Here is a 17,115-nt window from a genome sequence, read left to right as displayed (position 1 = left end):
CTATAATAATTACACCCTTGACCAGGGCGTAAGCGGCGTAGCATACGTTGACGGCGATCCTGCAAATGGCGCCTTGATCACGATTGAGAACCTGGACAGGATGGCCATGCCGGTCCCCCTGGTCGTTACCGAAAGCAATGGAAAAGAACATACGCTGAAATTGCCGGTGGAAATCTGGCAGCGGGCGGGGAATGGACCTTTAAGCTGGATTCCAAAACCAGTTTGCAGTCGGTAGTTATTGATCCTGAAAGTCGTTTACCGGATATTAACCCGGGAATAATACCTGGACGGACGGAAACTAGGCTTTAAGGCGTTTGCATGATATTGGCAAGTCCAAGTTATCGGTCAATATCAATAAGATCGCTACCCTGCGAAATGCCCGGGGCGGAGATAATCCTAACCTGGTCAGCGTAGCCCTGAACTGCGAACGCTTCGGCGCCCAGGCATTACTGTACACCCGCGGCCCGATGAAAGGCATATTCGCTACCAGGATGTACTGGATCTGAAGCCGCTGCTGACCACGGAATTCAATATAGAAGGGAAACCGAATGACCGCTTCCTGGAATTGGTTCAAAAGGTACAGCCGGCGCAGTGTACCCTGGTGCCGGATGCTGACAATGCGATTACGTCTAATGCCGGATGGATACGTTGAAACACAAGGAATACCTGAAGGAAATTATTTCATTCCTGCAATCACAGGGATTCGTACTTCTATTTTCGTCGACCCTGTTCCGGAGATGATTATTCATTGCCGCCGAAACAGGCACCAACCGCGTGGAACTTTATACCGAAGGGTATGCCAGAGCTTACGCCGATAACCGGGAAGCCGCTGTTAAACCCTATCTTGAGGCTGCCCGCCTGGGTGCCTCCCTGGGCCTGGAAATCAATGCCGGGCACGATCTTGACTTGCATAATCTTCGGTATCTCCGGGAAAATATGCCGGAGCTGGCGGAAGTATCCATTGGTCACGCCTTGATCTGCGACGCCCTCTATTTTGGCCTTGAAAATACCATTCAATTATATCTGAGACAATTAGTCTGACTATTAATGAAATAAACACGCTCCCCCGGGGAGGCTTTGCTGACGGCATATCGGCCGGGAGAAATGGAAACGGCAGCCATGCTGGAAGCTATTGGCGTTTCCTCCCTTGACCGCTTAATCGAAGAAACCATTCCTGCCGCTATCCGCCTAAAAAGCCGCTGGACCTTCCGCCGGCTCAAACGGAAGATGAATACCTTCGCCGCACCGCGCAGATTGCTTCACGGAATAAAGTTTTCAAATCCTATATCGGGCAGGGATACTATGATACGATTGTTCCGGGGTCATCCGGAGAAATATACTGGAGACCCGGGATGTATACCAGTATACGCCTTACAGGCAGAAATTGCGCAGGGGCGGCTGGAAGCATTGCTGAATTTCCAGACCATGGTGACGGACCTCACGGGGATGGAAATTGCCAATGCTTCCCTGCTGGACGAGAGTACGGCGGCCGCCGAAGCAATGGCGATGCAATTTGCATTGCGTACCAATAAAGAGGCCAACGCTTATTTTGTTTCGGACGATATTTTCCCGCAAACCCTGGACGTGCTTAAACCCGCGCTGCTTCCCTGGGTGTTACCTGTTGCAAGGGATCACCGGTCGGCGGAACTCCATGCCGAATGTTCGGAGCGGTTGTTCAATACCCGCGGGAACGGCGAAGTACATGACTATTCCGATTTTTCAGCGCGCTGTCATGAAGAGGCATCAAACTGAGCGTGATAGCGGATTTAATGAGCCTCGCTGTGCTTCGTCCGCCTTCGGAATTTGGAGCGGACGTGGTGGTGGGAAGTACGCAGCGTTTCGGAGTACCGATGAATTTCGGAGGGCGCATGCGGCATATTTCGCTACCCGGAAGCTTATAAGCGCGCTATTCCGGGCCGTATTATTGGCGTGTCCGTGGACGCGGAAGGCAAGCCTGCCATGCGCATGGCCCTTCAAACCAGGGAACAGCACATCAGGAGGGAGAAAGCAACTTCCAATATTTGTACGGCTCAGGCCTTGCTGGCGATCATGGCAGGCATGTATGCTGTTTACCACGGGCCGGATGGCATTAAGGCCATCGCCCTAAGGATCCACGGCCTGGCGGCGGCCCTGTCGGAAGCGCTCGAAAGGCTAGGCTACCGGCAGCTCAATCCTTCGTTTTTGACACCTTATGCATTGATGCAGGCCAGCTGAAGGAGAGTATCCATAAGGATGCGGTAGACAATGAACTGAACTTTCGCTATTTTGATAATTCCCTGGTAAGCATTTCACTTGATGAAACAACTACGAGGGAAGACCTGGAGCTGATCATTGCCATTTTTGCGCGTGTAGCCGGACGCCGGGCGGAAGAGGCGGTTCCCGCCGCGGAAGTGGAGGCGCGAATCCCGCTTCCCTGCAGCGTGCGGGAAAACTCCTGGAACACCCGGTCTTCAGCAGGCATCATTCTGAACATGAGATGCTGCGCTATATAAAAGCCTGGAGAATAAGGACCTTTCGCTGACCCACTCAATGATCCCCCTGGGCTCATGCACCATGAAGCTGAATGCCACCACGGAAATGCTTCCGGTTACCTGGCCTGAATTCTGTAATATTCATCCCTTTGCGCCTACCGACCAGGTGGGCGGTTATATGCAATTGATTGGTGAACTGGACAAAGCCTTATGTGAGATCACGGGCTTTGCGGCCTTCAGCTTTCAGCCCAACTCAGGGGCGCAGGGGGAGTATGCGGGGTTAATGGTGATCCGCGAATACCATCGCGACCGGGGAGAAGCCGGCCGGGACGTCGTGCTGATTCCTTCGTCCGCGCATGGAACCATCCTGCCAGCGCGACCATTGCCGGATTGAAGGTGGTGGTGGTCCGTTGCGATGAGAACGGCAATATTGACGTCCCTGACCTGAAGGAAAAGGCGGCTGCACACAGCGACAGCCTCGCCGCCCTGATGGTTACCTATCCGTCTACCCACGGCGTTTTCGAAGAAAGAATTATCGAGATCTGTTCCGTCATACATGAGCATGGCGGCCAGGTTTATATGGATGGGGCGAATATGAACGCGCAGGTGGGGCTGACCAGCCCGGGCCTGATCGGCGCGGATGTGTGTCATCTTAACCTTCATAAGACCTTTTGCATCCCCCATGGGGGAGGAGGGCCGGGAATGGCCCCATTGGCGTGGCCGAACACCTGGTACCTTATCTTCCCGGCCATCCTGCGCTACCTCCCGCCGGCGAAAAGGCCATTCATGCCGTGTCTGCCGCTCCCTGGGGCAGCGCCGGAATCCTGGTTATTTCCCATGCTTATATCCGGATGATGGGAGCCGGCGGCCTGACGGATGCCACCCGCTACGCGATCCTGAACGCGAACTACCTGAAAGCAAGGCTGGAAAAGCATTATCCTATTTTATATGCCGGCAGGAACGGCCGCGTGGGACATGAAATGATCCTGGACTGCCGGGCCTTCAAGGCTTCGGGTGTGGAAGTAAGCGATATAGCCAAACGCTTAATGGATTACGGCTTCCATGCGCCTACCGTTTCCTTCCCGGTAGCAGGTACATTAATGGTGGAACCCACTGAAAGTGAACCGCAGGAGGAATTGGACAGGTTTTGCGAAGCGATGATAGGCATCCGCGCGGAAATTGACGAGATCGCAGCAGAAGGTAATAAAACGGTCAACTTGCTGAAGATGGCGCCTCATACCGCAAACGTGATCGCTTCCGACCAGTGGGACCGGCCGTACGCAAGGCAAAAAGCAGCTTTCCCGCTTGATTGGGTTCGCGACAGGAAATTCTGGCCCTCGGTTTCCCGGATAAACGAAACTTACGGGGACAGGAACCTGATGTGTACCTGCCCGCCTCCGGACAGCTACAGCTAGCTCCGGGAAAAGCCGGACCCCCCGGCGCTGAGACCAGATTATTGAGGGCCTTCCCTTTCCAGCACAGCTTTGGCGGGCCACCGCCGCTTTTCGCACGCCGGCATCCGGATGCAAGGCCGGTGCGCAGCCTCAGGGTCAACCGGCCTGGTCGATAAGGAAGGCTTCTTTTTCGTGCCTTACCCGGCCGCTGGCAATGGTGTCGGAATGATAGAAAAGGCAGATCCAGCCTTCTTTTGCGGCTTTTAGCCCGTATTCCTGCCGTAATTGCATGGATTTCCGGCCATCAAAATCGTATTTGGCAATGAACTTTCGTTGAAGCTGTTCCGGTTCCGGTAGGACGTCACCGCCAAAAAAATAAGTAACGCCGGTAAGGTCCAGCAGGAATACCTGGTGGAACTCCGAATGCCCGCCGGTCAGTTCATAATGTATGCCGTTTCCGATGGTTCCGCTACCTTCCAGCAGCACCATGTTTCCGGAGCGCTGCATGGCTTCCAGCATGGGCTTGTAATAGGAACGGGAAGGCTTCAGCAGGGCATGTTCAAATTCTTCCCGCTGCACATAATATTCAGCCTGCGGAAAGCTGGGTTCGTACCGGCCGTAGCGGTCCTGCACCATTCCCCTGAATGATCAAAATGCAAATGGCTCATCAGCACCTTATTTACATCACCCGGCTGGTAACCCAGGTCGCGGATATTCCGGTGGAGGATCAGCTCGCCTTGCGGATTGGTAAAACCGAGTCCGGCATCCAGCAGCAGCAGATCTTTTCCTGTATCAACAAGGAATGGCTGCACATTTATAAACAGGGAGCCGGGCCGGTCACTATGCGAATGGAGGGCCGGATCAAAGGGAATGAATTTTTTACTCTGGTCAACCGAATAGGTGCCTTCATACAGTGGAAATGCTTTCAATACGTTCTTATTTCGACTTTTTATTCTTCGGTTCCTTTGCCTTTTTTTCCTCCGGCGCAGCTTCCTGTGCGCTTTGTTGTTTTTTATGCGGCCGGCTTACGCCGTAACTACCAAGGATGATCTTCCCTCTTTTGCTTTTTTTATCTCCTTTTCCCATAAAATTGTGATTTGCCACTAATATACGAAATGCCGTTTACATTGCAGGTGGGCTGCCGCAGGTAGACGCGGTCAGTTTCAGTTTGAAAATCCTGCTAAAATGATATTTTTGCGCTAAAACTTTCCGGATGCAATATAAACTTCTTCTTTTCTTCGCCTGTCTCACGATATACGGCTGCACTTCCGCGCAGCAGGAAACTACCGGCCCTGACCCGGCCCGGATTGCGGAGCATATAAATTTTCTGGCTTCCGATGAAATGAAAGGCCGGGGCACCGGCTCGGAGGGAACCCGTCGTGCGGCAGCCTACATTGCCGGGCGGTTCGGAGACTACGGTCTTGCACCTAAAGGAACGGAAGGCTATTTTCAGCCTTTTACCGCAAAGGTGACGCGAGTAAAGGTGGACGATAGCCTGCGAACTGCCCGGAACGTAATCGGTTTTTTGGATAACGGAGCGGAATATACCATCATTATAGGAGCGCATTACGATCACCTGGGAGAAGGCAGGCAGGGGAGTTCCAAGGACCCGCATCCTGAAGGGAAGATCCATAACGGAGCTGATGATAATGCCTCGGGCGTTGCCGGCCTGCTTGAAATGGCCCATTATTTTTCGTCCGGAAAACTAAAAGAGCCGTATAACTTCCTCTTTATTGCCTTTTCAGCGGAAGAACTGGGCCTGCTGGGATCAAAATATTTTACAGGCCATCCCACGATTCCCCTCTCTTCCGTTAACTTTATGCTGAATATGGATATGATCGGGAGGTATAACCCTGAACGGGGCGTAGGCATCGGCGGATACGGGACCAGTCCTTCCTGGCCGGAAATTTTTGAAGGCGCGGAAGGGAAGGTGAAATTTTTTACCGATCCTGCCGGAAGCGGCGGGTCCGATCATGGTTCCTTTTACGCAAAGGATCTGCCGGTGCTTTTTTACATACCGGGGGGCATGAAGATTACCATATGCCAGGAGATGATACGGAAAAAGTAGATGTAAAATCCGAAGCAGCAATTTTAGAAATTGGTATCCGGCTCATTGAAAACGCGATGGAATTACCTAAACTGGAATTTATAAAGCCCTGAGAGGATTTACCATCCTCCGCTGGCGCCGCCGCCTCCGAAACTGCCTCCGCCGAAGCCTCCGAACCCGCCGCCTCCAAATCCGCCTCCTCCGCCGAAGCTGCCGCCGCCGCCGTGAAAATCGCCCCAGTAACCCCTGTGGTGTCTTCCGCCAAGCATTCCGCCCAGAAATCCGCCGAAAATGACCGGTGGAACACCGCTGCGTCCTGATCCGATATGCTGGGCGCGTTTTTTCCGGCCGCTGAAAAGCAAGAGAATGGCCACCACGAAAATAGCCAGAAATATAAAGCCGCCTACTTTGCCGCCCTTCTCTTTATTTGCCAGGGCTTGTTTTATATCCGCCGGGAATTCTCCAACGGCCAGCTGCATTAACTTGTTCGTGGCCTGGTTTACGCCTTCATAGTATTGCTGCTGCCGGTAATGAGGAGCCAGGTCCTGTTCTATAATCAGCCTGGAAATAGCATCGGTAATTACCGGTTCCAGTCCATAGCCAACCTGGATCGCGACCTTACGGTCATCGACGGCAGTAAGAATAAGAACGCCGTTACGCTTATCTGCCTGGCCAATGCCCCATTTCTCTGCAAGCTGAGCCCCGTACTGGGCAATATCATAACCTCCTACCGTGCGAATGAACACGACAGCGATCTGTGTGGAAGTACTGTCGTCAAAAGCCACCAGCTTTTGTTCCAGGCGAGCCGCTTCATCTGCCTGCAACACGCCGGCGAAGTCGTTGACAAGTTTGGGCGGAGTGGAAGGTTCCGGAAAATCCTGCGCGGAAACCAGTATGGATGAAGCGGTCAGTCCGCAAAAAGTAAGAACGAAATTAAAAAGGATCCTTTTCATTGGTTGTTGTTCTCGGAAGTACCGTCGCCCAGCACGATATCGTCCGGTAATTCGTTGCGGTCTGTTGTAGTGCCGGGGAAATGCTCGGCCAGGGCAAGACCTGCTTTTTCAATGCCGGCAATAAGGCCTTCGGTCAGTTCCCCCCGCTTAAAATAAGGAATCATGGTATCCCGGGTTTCGTCCCAGAATTCATTCCCTACTATTGCATTGATGCCGGCATCGCCAATAATGGCGAACTGGTGATCGGCAATGGCAATATAAATAAGCACGCCGTTCCTGGCGGCTGTTTTTTGCATATTCAGCTGGTCAAAGTACCAGGCTGCCCGGTCAAGTATTTCTTCGGGGCAATGCTTTTCAGCGCAAACTCTTATTTCGCCCGAAGTCTTTTTTTCTGCTTCCTGGATAGCGGCTTTGATCCGCTCCTGGTTTTCCTTTTCAAATAAGGGCATATCGTTAAAATTCTACCTGCGGGGGATTTTCTGCTCCTGCGTCCGCCTGGAAATAACCTCTTTCCTGAAACCCGAACATGCCGGCAAATAATACGTTGGGAAAAGTTTTAATGGTCGTATTGTACTGGCGGGTAACTTCGTTGAATTTGTTTCGTTCCACACTGATGCGGTTTTCGGTCCCTTCCAGCTGCGATTGAAGCGCCAGGAAGTTTTGGTTCGCTTTCAGGTCAGGATATTTTTCAACCACGACCATCAAACGGCTCAGCGCAGAACTCAGTTCTCCCTGAGCCTGCTGAAACTGCTGCATCGTCTCCGGCGTTAAGTTGGAAGCATCCAGGTTAACAGAAGTCGCCTTTGAACGTGCTTCAATTACCTGGGTAAGCGTTTCCTGTTCAAAATCCGCATATCCTTTTACCGTGGCCACCAGGTTAGGGATCAGGTCGGCCCGGCGCTGGTAAACATTTTCCACCTGGGCCCACTGGGCCTCTGTTTGCTGTTCCAGGGTGACCATATTGTTATAAGTGCTTTTCCCGCAGCCGTATAGGACAAGTCCAAGGACAACCACAACGATCAGCGCAATAATTCCTTTTTTCATATTCGTTTTTTTCGGTTCGATAGCTAAACTACGAAAATCCGCGTATTGTTTTCCAAAAGATGAATAAACATATTTTCCCAGCCCATGTTAAAGGTAGTAATGAGCGATGCATCAAAAATTAAAACCCTGGTACTTGGGGCTACGGCTAATCCCGGGAGGTACGCTTTTCTCGCCGTCAGCCGGCTCCTTGCACACGGGCATCCCGTTGTGGCAGTAGGCAGGAGGGCCGGGGAGGCAGCAGGTGTTCCCATTCTGAATGCATTCCCGTCGGATAAAGATATTCATACGGTGACGATGTACCTGAACGCCGCCAACCAAAAGATGTATCATGATCAGATTTTGGCTGCTAAGCCGAAAAGGATCATTTTTAATCCGGGCGCCGAAAACCCGGTTCTTAAAAACCTCGCCCTGTCAATGGGCATTGCCGTGGAAGAAGGCTGCACGCTGGTGATGCTGTCCACCGGTAGTTATTAAATAAACAGTGGGCCGCTTTTGCTCTGCCTGGGTTAAGGGAGGTTTTTAACAGATTCCGCTAAGCCGGATTGAAGTCGCCGGAAGAAAGAACCGTGGTTTAAAGCAATGGATTTATGTTGTCGATCCTAAGAATGAGGCAACTATGAGTTTTATACGATAAAACAGGAAATATTTTATGCCGAAACCATTTAAGTTGATCGATTTTTTATTACCTTTGTAGCCCGCTTTTAGCGAACATTGCTTCGGGAGTTTTAGCGAAAAAGACGGGAAAATAAAATTTTAAAAAAAGCATTGGTAATCAGAAAAACTTTTCCTACCTTTGCAGCCCCGACGGGAAACCGGGAGGGAGTTTCCGCCAGACGGATGGTCCGGCGGATGAAAAAATGAAGAAGACGAACAGGCAGCGCTGCGGAAGCGGTCCCTTTTAAAAGGGGAAGCGGAAAGCGGGAAAGCTGATAAAAAGTTCTTTGAAAGAATGATCTTAAGAAAAGGTAGCAGTTCTGAGCTATCGAGAAATCGATAGTGTGCTTACAAGGGAAGGGCTTCCGTACAGATATTAAGGGGCTGTCGCTTTCGGGCGACGGCCGCAGTCAGCTTCACTTCCGGGCGGTCGCAAGACGGAACGGGAGGGGAGATGTGACAAAAGAGCAAATACAACGGAGAGTTTGATCCTGGCTCAGGATGAACGCTAGCGGCAGGCTTAATACATGCAAGTCGAACGGTAGCAGGGCTTCGGCCCTGTGAGAGTGGCGCACGGGTGCGTAACGCGTATGCAACCTGCCTTCAGTTGGGGGATAGCCCGGGGAAACCCGGATTAATACCGCATAACACAGGGGCCCCGCATGGGGATATTTGTTAAAGATTTATCGACTGAAGATGGGCATGCGTCTGATTAGCTGGTTGGAGAGGTAACGGCTCACCAAGGCAACGATCAGTAGGGGATCTGAGAGGATGACCCCCCACACTGGTACTGAGATACGGACCAGACTCCTACGGGAGGCAGCAGTAAGGAATATTGGACAATGGGCGCAAGCCTGATCCAGCCATGCCGCGTGCAGGAAGACGGCCCTATGGGTTGTAAACTGCTTTTGTAAGGGAATAAACCCCCGGACGTGTCCGGGGTTGAAGGTACCTTACGAATAAGCATCGGCTAACTCCGTGCCAGCAGCCGCGGTAATACGGAGGATGCAAGCGTTATCCGGATTTATTGGGTTTAAAGGGTGCGTAGGCGGCCTGTTAAGTCAGAGGTGAAAGGTTGCGGCTTAACCGCAGAAATGCCTTTGATACTGGCGGGCTTGAATAAAGTTGAGGTAGGCGGAATGTGGCAAGTAGCGGTGAAATGCATAGAGATGCCACAGAACACCGATTGCGAAGGCAGCTTACTAAGCTTTGATTGACGCTGAGGCACGAAAGCGTGGGGATCAAACAGGATTAGATACCCTGGTAGTCCACGCAGTAAACGATGAGAACTAGCTGTTGGCGATAGAATGTCAGCGGCACAGCGAAAGCGTTAAGTTCTCCACCTGGGGAGTACGACCGCAAGGTTGAAACTCAAAGGAATTGACGGGGGCCCGCACAAGCGGAGGAGCATGTGGTTTAATTCGATGATACGCGAGGAACCTTACCTGGGCTTGAAAGTGAGTGACCGGCGCTGAAAGGCGCCCTCCCTTCGGGGCACAAAACTAGGTGCTGCATGGCTGTCGTCAGCTCGTGCCGTGAGGTGTTGGGTTAAGTCCCGCAACGAGCGCAACCCCTATCATCAGTTGCCAGCAGGTAAAGCTGGGGACTCTGGTGAGACTGCCTGCGCAAGCAGTGAGGAAGGAGGGGACGACGTCAAGTCATCATGGCCCTTACGTCCAGGGCTACACACGTGCTACAATGGTAGCTACAGAGGGCAGCGACCTTGCAAAAGGGAGCCAATCTCAAAAAGGCTATCACAGTTCGGATTGAGGTCTGCAACTCGACCTCATGAAGTTGGATTCGCTAGTAATCGCGTATCAGCAATGACGCGGTGAATACGTTCCCGGGCCTTGTACACACCGCCCGTCAAGCCATGGGAGCCGGGGGTACCTGAAGGCCGTTGCCGCAAGGAGCGGCTAAGGGTAAAACTGGTGACTGGGGCTAAGTCGTAACAAGGTAGCCGTACCGGAAGGTGCGGCTGGAATACCTCCTTTCTGGAGGGAAGCCCTCCCAAGCAAGCAGGAACTGCTGCCTTTCAAGATCATTTTAAAGAAACGAGACAGGAGAAACCTGTTAAATGTTGCCGCTACCCTTTTGGGGGGCGGAAGCACATTCAACAGAGTCCCGTAGCTCAGTTGGTTAGAGCACTACACTGATAATGTAGGGGTCAGCAGTTCAAGTCTGCTCGGGACTACTTATCAGTTGCTTTGCAACAGTTCAAGGTTTCAGGGTTGCTGCGCAACCGATCAAGGTTTCAGGGTTGCCTTGGCAACCGTTCAAAGTTCAAAGATGAATCTTAAACATTGAACTTTAAACCTTAAACGTTGAACTAACTACGGGGAATTAGCTCAGCTGGCTAGAGCACCTGCCTTGCACGCAGGGGGTCAACGGTTCGAATCCGTTATTCTCCACGATTCAGGGTTTCCTTTATCAGGCCGGGGTGACGAGCCCCGCCAACAGAGAAGGAAACAAACTGAAGAAAAGTTCTTTGACATACTGGAAGAAGTTGTTAAAACAAGAGTACGACGATCATCGGCGTGCTGTCTGCAGGCGATGGGCCCTTACGGGGGTATTCATCCGGCACGACGGCGCGTACGAGCGAAAGAAACGCTCATCGTACGAGCAAAAGCGTACGATGAGAGTCCGCAGCTGCTATCCTTAGCGGCGGCGGACATAAAGAAAGTAAGGAAGGGCGCAGGGTGGATGCCTTGGCTCTCAGAGGCGATGAAGGACGTGATAAGCTGCGAAAAGCCGCGGGGATCGGCACATACGAATTGATCCGCGGATATCCGAATGGGGCAACCTATCTGGCTGAAGGCCAGATGTCTGCAGGCCTTGAGCCTGTGGAAGCAAACCTGCTGAACTGAAACATCTAAGTAGGCAGAGGAGGAGAAAACAATAGTGATTCCGTAAGTAGTGGCGAGCGAACGCGGATTAGCCCAAACCATGCGTGTTACGGCACGCACGGGGTTGTAGGACCTGCATAATTACTTCGGCATGAACCTGAAAGGTCTGGGAAGGCCTGCCATAGAGCGTGAGAGCCGTGTAAGGGTAAATAAAGAAGTAAGGCGGGTATCCTGAGTAGGACGGGGTAGGAGAAGCCCTGTTTGAACCGGCCGGCACCATCCGGTAAGGCTAAATACTCCTGAGAGACCGATAGTGAACCAGTACCGTGAGGGAAAGGTGAAAAGCACCCCGCACAGGGGAGTGAAATAGAACCTGAAACCCTGCGCTTACAAGCGGTCGGAGTCCCGCCGTTCTTCGGAACGGAAGGGGATGACGGCGTGCCTTTTGCATAATGAGCCTACGAGTTGATCTTCACTGGCAAGGTTAAGCCCCAGGAAGGGGCGCAGCCGAAGCGAAAGCGAGTCTGAACAGGGCGCATAGTCAGTGGAGTCAGACGCGAAACCTTGTGATCTACCCTTGAGCAGGATGAAGTGGCCGTAACAGGTCATGGAGGTCCGAACCAGTATGCGTTGAAAAGCATTTGGATGACTTGAGGGTAGGGGTGAAAGGCCAATCAAACTGGGAAATAGCTCGTACTCCCCGAAATGTTTTTAGGAACAGCGTGATGGTAAAATGACCCGGAGGTAGAGCTACTAATTGGATGCGGGGGAGTCACATCCTACCAAATCCAGCTAAACTCCGAATGCCGGGTACATGTACATTGCAGTGAGGCCTGGGGTGCTAAGGTCCCGGGCCGAGAGGGAAAGAACCCAGACCAACAGCTAAGGTCCCCAAATGTGCGCTAAGTTGAACTAACGAGGTCCGGTTGCAGAGACAGCTAGGATGTTGGCTTGGAAGCAGCCATTCATTTAAAGAGTGCGTAACAGCTCACTAGTCGAGCGACCGGGCATGGATAATAAACGGGCATCAAGCGCGCTACCGAAGCTTTGGTTTCAGAATTTATTCTGAAAGGTAGGGGAGCATTCCAATCGCAGTGAAGGTATTCCGTAAGGGATGCTGGAGGGATTGGAAAAGCAAATGTAGGCATAAGTAACGATAAGGCGGGTGAGAAACCCGCCCACCGAAAGGATAAGGTTTCCTGATCAACGCTAATCGGATCAGGGTTAGTCGGGACCTAAGGAGTCCCCCGCGCCTAGCGGGGCCATCCGATGGAAAATCGGTTAATATTCCGATACGATCAATGGGTGCGACGAGGCGACGCAGGAGTGACACCGCCGCCGGCTGACGGAATAGCCGGTTAAAGGGAGGTAGGTATAGGCCGGGGAGGCAAATCCCCCTGGTTTGCCGAGACCTGATAGTACCACAAAGCTTCGGCTGCGTGGATAGTGCGGGTAATCAGACTGCCGAGAAAACCCTCTAAGCATCAGCCCATTGATCCTCGTACCGCAAACCGACACAGGTATCCGGGGAGAGAATCCTAAGGTGCTCGAGTGAGTCGTGGCTAAGGAACTCGGCAAAATGGCCCTGTAACTTCGGGAGAAGGGGCCCCCCGTAGCAATACGGGGGCGCAGTGAAACGGCCCAGGCGACTGTTTAGCAAAAACACATGGCTGTGCCAAATCGTAAGATGAGGTATACGGCCTGACACCTGCCCGGTGCCGGAAGGTTAAGAGGGGATGTTAGTCCAGTAATGGGCGAAGCATTGAATCGAAGCCCCGGTAAACGGCGGCCGTAACTATAACGGTCCTAAGGTAGCGAAATTCCTTGTCGGGTAAGTTCCGACCTGCACGAATGGTGTAACGATCTGGGCACTGTCTCAGCCACGAGCTCGGTGAAATTGAAGTAACGGTGAAGATGCCGTTTACCCGCAACGGGACGGAAAGACCCCATGAACCTTCACTACAACTTCGCATTGATATCGGCTACAGGATGTGTAGGATAGGTGGGAGACTATGAAGCGGGGTCGCAAGGCTCTGTGGAGTCACCCTTGAAATACCACCCTTTCTGTAGCTGGTGTCTAACCCGTTATACGGGGAGAGTGCGTGGTGGGTAGTTTGACTGGGGTGGTCGCCTCCAAAAAAGTAACGGAGGCTTTCAAAGGTTCCCTCAGCACGCTTGGTAACCGTGCGTGGAGTGCAATAGCAAAAGGGAGCTTGACTGTGAGACCGACAAGTCGAACAGGGTCGAAAGACGGATATAGTGATCCGGTGGTTCTGTATGGAAGGGCCATCGCTCAAAGGATAAAAGGTACTCTGGGGATAACAGGCTGATCTCCCCCAAGAGCTCATATCGACGGGGAGGTTTGGCACCTCGATGTCGGCTCGTCACATCCTGGGGCTGGAGAAGGTCCCAAGGGTTGGGCTGTTCGCCCATTAAAGTGGCACGCGAGCTGGGTTCAGAACGTCGCGAGACAGTTCGGTCCCTATCTGTTGTGGGCGTAGGAAGCTTGAGTGGAGCTGACCTTAGTACGAGAGGACCGGGTTGGACTGGCCGCTGGTGTACCAGTTGTTCTGCCAAGGGCACGGCTGGGTAGCTACGCCGGGAAGAGATAAGCGCTGAAAGCATCTAAGTGCGAAACTCGCCACAAGATGAGGCTTCCCTTGAGGGACGTCGAAGACGACGACGTAGATAGGCTGCAGGTCTACAGGTGGTAACATCAAAGCCGAGCAGTACTAATTACCCGATGGCTTTCTTTAAGAAGGAAGACCGACGCCAGGGAATGATGGTCGCACACTGAGTTGAACAACTTCTTCCGGTACATGTCAAGATATTTGAACAGTTTATAGTTCAGCGTTGAAAGTTTATAGTTGGTGCCTGGCAGGCGCTGGGCACTAAAAACTGGAAACTACCAACTACAAACTAAAAAAATTCAGGTGCCTACAGCGGCGGTGTCCACCTCTTCCCATCCCGAACAGAGAAGTTAAGCCCGCCTGCGCCGATGGTACTGCGGTAACACGTGGGAGAGTAGGTCGGTGCCGGATATTATTGAAGAAAGGCTGTTGCTGCAAAGGCAACAGCCTTTTCTTGTTTATAGCGCCCTATAGCCCGCCGCTGCCAGGGCGGGGCCGGGCACCAGCCATTGCCACGGGCCGCCACCATCCCACTGCCGCCGAACCCCGGCCTACTAATCAGCCAATCAACCGGCCAACCCCTGGCCTGCTAACCCGACCATCCCAACGGCCCATTGCCAACGGCCTACCCCCCGCCGGCGCCGCTCACCGGCCAACCCCTGGCCTGCTAACCCGACCAACCCAACGGCCCATTGCCAACGGCCTACCGCCGCCGGCGATGCGCAGTCGCTGCGATCCGGCCCGCGCATTTTTTTAGTTAACTATTTTAAGATAACTAAATTGAAAAGTATTTCACTAACTTCGCAAACGCGGAGGCGCCGGTTTGTTTGAGCCTGGTATTAAATTACTTGTAGTTTTTTTTCTATAAAGAGCCGGTGAAAATGTTTTTTGTCATAGTTTTTGCTTGTTATTCGGCGATTAAGTGAGATGGGCGAGTTGGAGATTGCTATTTTTAAGTAAATATAACGACTTTGCTAAAGAAATTACGTACCACTCCCAGGTGGATCATCTTTGTAATAGATGTATCCCTTTGTGCAGCTTCTGTACTGCTTTCTTTTCTGCTGAGATTTAACTTTAACCTTACGGATATCCGGCCGGAGTGGTTTTCCAGCGCTATTCAGGTAATTCTGCCGGTCAACATTGTTCTCTTCCTGTTGTTTCGCACCTACGCAGGCATCGTGAGATATACCGGGATCCAGGACGCTATCCGGATACTGCGAGTAACGACCCTTGCCACGATCCTTCTGTTTGTCGCCAACGGCATTTATGCCTATAACAAACTGGATGGGAACCTGATACCGTATTCTATCATTGTTATACACTTTCTCTGCAGCTCCCTTTTACTGATTTCTTACCGGACCTTGATCAAGCAGGTGTTTGATTACTTTCAGCATCAAAATATTACCAAACGTAAAGCACTCATTTTCGGCGCAGGCCGATCCGGTTTGATTTCAAAACGGGTGATCAATAATGACGACCGCCTGGGTTTAAAAGTAGTGGGATTTCTGGACGATGATCCGGTAAAGGCGCAAAAGAAAATGGACGGCCTGCCCATTTTAAGTACCCGTTTTGACCGCCTGGAGCGCATTATCGAAAAACATAAGATTGAACAGATCATTATCTCCTCTCAAAAAATAAGTCCCGAACGTAAGGTGGAATTTGTGGATTGGTGCCTTTCGCATAATCTGAAGGTGCTGGTCGTGCCTCCTCCTGAACAATGGATAAACGGCCGGCTTAAAACAGCCCAGATTAGGGACGTAAAAATTGAGGAACTGCTTGAGCGTGAAGCCATTGTGATCCACAACGAGTCCATTGAAAATCAGCTAAAGGATCAGTGTTTGCTGGTAACGGGTGCCGCCGGGTCCATTGGAAGTGAGATAGTGCGTCAGGTGGCAAGATATAAACCCAAAAGGATCGTCCTTTGTGATCAGGCTGAAACGCCGCTGAATTCGCTGGAGCTTGAGTTAAGGGAGGAATTCCGCCAGGTGAATTTTGAATCTTTTGTTGCGGACGTCCGGGACAAGAACAGGTTGACCTGTCTTTTTGAGAAATTTCGACCCCAATTTGTTTATCACGCCGCGGCTTACAAGCATGTTCCCATTATGGAACATCATCCTTCCGAGGCAATTCTTACCAATGTACTGGGTACCAAGAATGTAGCGGATCTTGCAGTACAATACGGCCTTGAGAAATTTGTAATGATCTCAACGGATAAGGCTGTGAACCCTACGAATGTCATGGGCGCCTCGAAGCGGATAGCGGAAATTTACATTCAGGGACTGAACAAATACGCGGGCGAGCATTCTTTTAACGCTGGCCTGAACAAAGAACTTAGTAACGGCATTGATAAGAAAGTGTTGATCGATCCCATCATTTCAACACGATTCATCACTACCAGGTTTGGGAATGTGCTGGGTTCCAATGGGTCGGTGATCCCCTTATTTAAGGCACAGCTGGAAAAAGGCGGCCCTCTCACGGTCACCCATCCGGAAATTACGCGGTATTTTATGACCATCCCGGAAGCCTGTCAGCTGGTTTTGGAAGCTGGGTCCATGGGCAATGGCGGAGAGATCTTCGTTTTTGATATGGGGGACTCGGTAAAGATCGTTGATCTGGCGAAGAAAATGATCCGCCTGGCCGGGTTTACCCCTGACAAGGACATTAAAATTGAGTTTACCGGTCTTCGCCCCGGAGAGAAACTCTATGAGGAATTACTGAATAACAAGGAAAACTCCCTGCCTACCTACAACGAAAAGATTATGATCGCTACGGTCAGGGAATACGATTTTGAAACGATTTCCAAGCAGATCGATTCGCTTATCGCCGCCGCCGCGAACCAGGGGCCGGAGAAGGCAGTAGTGGCGAAGATGAAAAAAATCCTTCCGGAATTCATCAGCAATAATTCTGTTTACGAACAGCTGGATAAGGAATTTGATCTAATCCCCTGATTGCGGGCGCTTTCTTTTTTATATTCCTTCTGGTTTTTTAACTTTTATTTTCTACTTTTGAAGTGTCTTTCTATTTGACATAATTAAACATATACTCTTTGATTGGCGAAGTATCTCTTATTTCGGCT

At 51.6% G+C, this 17,115-nt stretch carries 13 protein-coding genes, 2 tRNA genes, 3 rRNA genes and 3 pseudogenes; 15 read left to right on the top strand and 6 right to left on the bottom strand.

What is annotated here, in order from left to right; translation table 11 throughout:
* Positions 1-73 precede the first annotated feature (73 nt).
* The 7 genes and pseudogenes from FRZ59_RS19290 to FRZ59_RS19275 all read left to right on the top strand — a co-directional run bounded on the left by FRZ59_RS19290 (position 74) and on the right by FRZ59_RS19275 (position 3,886).
* Positions 74-235, top strand: a complete 162-nt coding sequence (locus tag FRZ59_RS19290) for a hypothetical protein (protein WP_225975119.1) — start codon at positions 74-76, stop codon at positions 233-235.
* Between the two features lie 88 nt (positions 236-323).
* Positions 324-1,041, top strand: a pseudogene (locus FRZ59_RS18415) (pyridoxine 5'-phosphate synthase).
* Between the two features lie 63 nt (positions 1,042-1,104).
* Positions 1,105-1,901 (top strand): annotated as a pseudogene (locus tag FRZ59_RS20075) (hypothetical protein).
* Positions 1,902-1,929: 28 nt separating this feature from the next.
* Positions 1,930-2,492, top strand: a pseudogene (locus FRZ59_RS19585) (hypothetical protein).
* A gap of 37 nt (positions 2,493-2,529) precedes the next feature.
* Entirely contained in the window at positions 2,530-2,865 is a 336-nt protein-coding gene (locus FRZ59_RS19285) for a hypothetical protein (RefSeq protein WP_225975118.1), read from the top strand.
* Positions 2,866-2,867: 2 nt separating this feature from the next.
* Positions 2,868-3,326 carry an aminomethyl-transferring glycine dehydrogenase gene (locus FRZ59_RS19280; protein ID WP_225975117.1) on the top strand — a complete coding sequence of 153 codons (459 nt, stop codon included), beginning with the start codon at positions 2,868-2,870 and terminating at the stop codon, positions 3,324-3,326.
* Positions 3,263-3,886 (top strand): aminomethyl-transferring glycine dehydrogenase, encoded by a 624-nt coding sequence (locus tag FRZ59_RS19275; protein ID WP_225975116.1) that lies wholly within the window; start codon positions 3,263-3,265, stop codon positions 3,884-3,886. The genes FRZ59_RS19280 and FRZ59_RS19275 overlap by 64 nt, the downstream gene beginning before the upstream one ends.
* A gap of 135 nt (positions 3,887-4,021) precedes the next feature.
* Here FRZ59_RS19275 and FRZ59_RS19840 read toward each other — a convergent pair whose 3' ends face one another.
* From FRZ59_RS19840 to FRZ59_RS18390, 3 genes are read right to left on the bottom strand one after another with little or no spacing between them, the layout of a single operon-like run.
* Entirely contained in the window at positions 4,022-4,501 is a 480-nt protein-coding gene (locus tag FRZ59_RS19840; RefSeq protein WP_349290803.1) for an MBL fold metallo-hydrolase, read from the bottom strand.
* On the bottom strand, positions 4,411-4,794 hold the full coding sequence (locus FRZ59_RS19835; protein ID WP_349290802.1) for an MBL fold metallo-hydrolase: 384 nt from the start codon (positions 4,792-4,794) through the stop codon (positions 4,411-4,413). Before FRZ59_RS19835 ends, FRZ59_RS19840 begins: the two co-directional genes overlap by 91 nt.
* A gap of 7 nt (positions 4,795-4,801) precedes the next feature.
* Positions 4,802-4,951 carry a 30S ribosomal protein THX gene (locus FRZ59_RS18390; protein WP_132127881.1) on the bottom strand — a complete coding sequence of 50 codons (150 nt, stop codon included), beginning with the start codon at positions 4,949-4,951 and terminating at the stop codon, positions 4,802-4,804.
* A gap of 127 nt (positions 4,952-5,078) precedes the next feature.
* On the opposite strand from FRZ59_RS18390, the gene FRZ59_RS18385 reads away from it, so the two are divergent.
* Positions 5,079-5,933 (top strand): M20/M25/M40 family metallo-hydrolase, encoded by an 855-nt coding sequence (locus tag FRZ59_RS18385; protein ID WP_225975115.1) that lies wholly within the window; start codon positions 5,079-5,081, stop codon positions 5,931-5,933.
* 98 nt (positions 5,934-6,031) lie between these two features.
* On the opposite strand, the gene FRZ59_RS18380 is transcribed toward FRZ59_RS18385, so the two are convergent.
* The 3 genes from FRZ59_RS18380 to FRZ59_RS18370 are packed head-to-tail and all read right to left on the bottom strand — an operon-like array spanning position 6,032 to position 7,909.
* Positions 6,032-6,865 (bottom strand): TPM domain-containing protein, encoded by an 834-nt coding sequence (locus tag FRZ59_RS18380; protein WP_132127883.1) that lies wholly within the window; start codon positions 6,863-6,865, stop codon positions 6,032-6,034.
* Entirely contained in the window at positions 6,862-7,314 is a 453-nt protein-coding gene (locus tag FRZ59_RS18375) for a TPM domain-containing protein (RefSeq protein ID WP_132127884.1), read from the bottom strand. The genes FRZ59_RS18380 and FRZ59_RS18375 overlap by 4 nt, the downstream gene beginning before the upstream one ends.
* A gap of 4 nt (positions 7,315-7,318) precedes the next feature.
* Positions 7,319-7,909 (bottom strand): LemA family protein, encoded by a 591-nt coding sequence (locus FRZ59_RS18370; RefSeq protein ID WP_132127885.1) that lies wholly within the window; start codon positions 7,907-7,909, stop codon positions 7,319-7,321.
* Positions 7,910-7,993: 84 nt separating this feature from the next.
* Between FRZ59_RS18370 and FRZ59_RS18365 the strand changes: the two genes are divergently transcribed.
* From FRZ59_RS18365 to FRZ59_RS18335, 7 genes are all read left to right on the top strand, one after another.
* A complete protein-coding gene (locus tag FRZ59_RS18365; protein ID WP_225975114.1) occupies positions 7,994-8,383 on the top strand; it encodes a CoA-binding protein in 390 nt (129 codons plus the stop codon).
* 653 nt (positions 8,384-9,036) lie between these two features.
* Positions 9,037-10,557: ribosomal RNA gene (locus FRZ59_RS18360) — 16S ribosomal RNA — on the top strand.
* Positions 10,558-10,683: 126 nt separating this feature from the next.
* A tRNA-Ile gene (locus FRZ59_RS18355) sits at positions 10,684-10,757 on the top strand.
* A gap of 143 nt (positions 10,758-10,900) precedes the next feature.
* A tRNA-Ala gene (locus FRZ59_RS18350) sits at positions 10,901-10,974 on the top strand.
* A 265-nt stretch (positions 10,975-11,239) separates the two neighbouring features.
* Positions 11,240-14,165, top strand: a 23S ribosomal RNA gene (locus tag FRZ59_RS18345).
* A gap of 173 nt (positions 14,166-14,338) precedes the next feature.
* Positions 14,339-14,450 (top strand): 5S ribosomal RNA (gene rrf, locus FRZ59_RS18340).
* Together the 16S, 23S and 5S rRNA genes with 2 tRNA genes alongside form the textbook arrangement of a ribosomal RNA operon.
* A 560-nt stretch (positions 14,451-15,010) precedes the next feature.
* Positions 15,011-16,987, top strand: coding sequence for a polysaccharide biosynthesis protein (locus tag FRZ59_RS18335; protein WP_132130350.1), 1,977 nt, complete (start codon positions 15,011-15,013; stop codon positions 16,985-16,987).
* The last annotated feature ends 128 nt before the right edge of the window (positions 16,988-17,115 follow it).

This window comes from Anseongella ginsenosidimutans (assembly GCF_008033235.1).
Lineage (GTDB): Bacteria > Bacteroidota > Bacteroidia > Sphingobacteriales > Sphingobacteriaceae > Anseongella > Anseongella ginsenosidimutans.
Note: the sequence above shows the minus strand (reverse complement) of the source record. Positions and strands in the feature narration are given on the sequence as shown.